The 778-nt window shown below is 50.3% G+C and carries 1 protein-coding gene; it reads left to right on the forward strand.

Going from position 1 to position 778, the window contains the following annotated elements; all coding sequences use genetic code 11:
- The coding region (locus M3P21_RS22390; RefSeq protein ID WP_249713721.1) for a hypothetical protein at positions 1-255 on the forward strand (255 nt) is incomplete at its 5' end.
- Between the last annotated feature and the right edge of the window lie 523 nt (positions 256-778).

Consider the following 778-nt stretch of genomic DNA (forward strand, 5'->3'; position numbering starts at 1 on the left):
GTGAACATCGATGCCATTTCGTCAGCTCCGTTGTTTAAACGCTCTGATCAAGCCTTGGCAAAGGGGATGATATTCCGCCCGTGCCAAGGCAGTTGCTCATTGAAGATATCTTGTCATGTTGCCATCAAGGACGCATTTGGCCCACCCGCGAACACCAGCACGATTCATCCCGCTGCCGGACTGCGCGGTGGCTCGCATGCAGACCTTCTTTGGTTGATAAATTTTGGTGCCAGGAATTACCTCTGTCTCTTCTGAGAATTGGAGGTCGCACCTAGCTCCAGGACCGTTGACGCTCGTAAATCTCGGTGAAACGCTTTCTTTTGCAATTACGTATTTTTCGGGGGCAGTTTGGCACGTCCAATTATCTGCGTAACATGTGTGTCCTTTGCCACTGGAAGACACCGGGTTGGTTGTGCACTCAGAGGCCAGATCTAGCGAGATAATGTCAGGTTGGACGCCATTGGCCATCGCTTGTGATGTAGCGATGAGCACCATGCACACCGAAATTCTAGAACCGATAGAAATAAATGTTCTCATACTTACCTCCTTACAAATGATGAACCACTATTGGGTTGAAAAACACATGGAGGTTGGCGCATTTAAGCTGCTTCGTCATGATCCGAATGGATCATGACACGCTGTTCTTACCTGGAAGGTCTGCACTGCCTTTAGGCCACCGGCGGTAGAATACGAAGGATAAGCCTTATCAGTTCGACTCGGCTGCCAACCCCGGCTTTGGCGAGTACCATCGAAACCTGGTTCTTCGCGGTTATCGGGG

The sequence above is a fragment of the Ruegeria spongiae genome (genome assembly GCF_023502395.1).
Lineage (GTDB): Bacteria > Pseudomonadota > Alphaproteobacteria > Rhodobacterales > Rhodobacteraceae > Ruegeria_C > Ruegeria_C spongiae.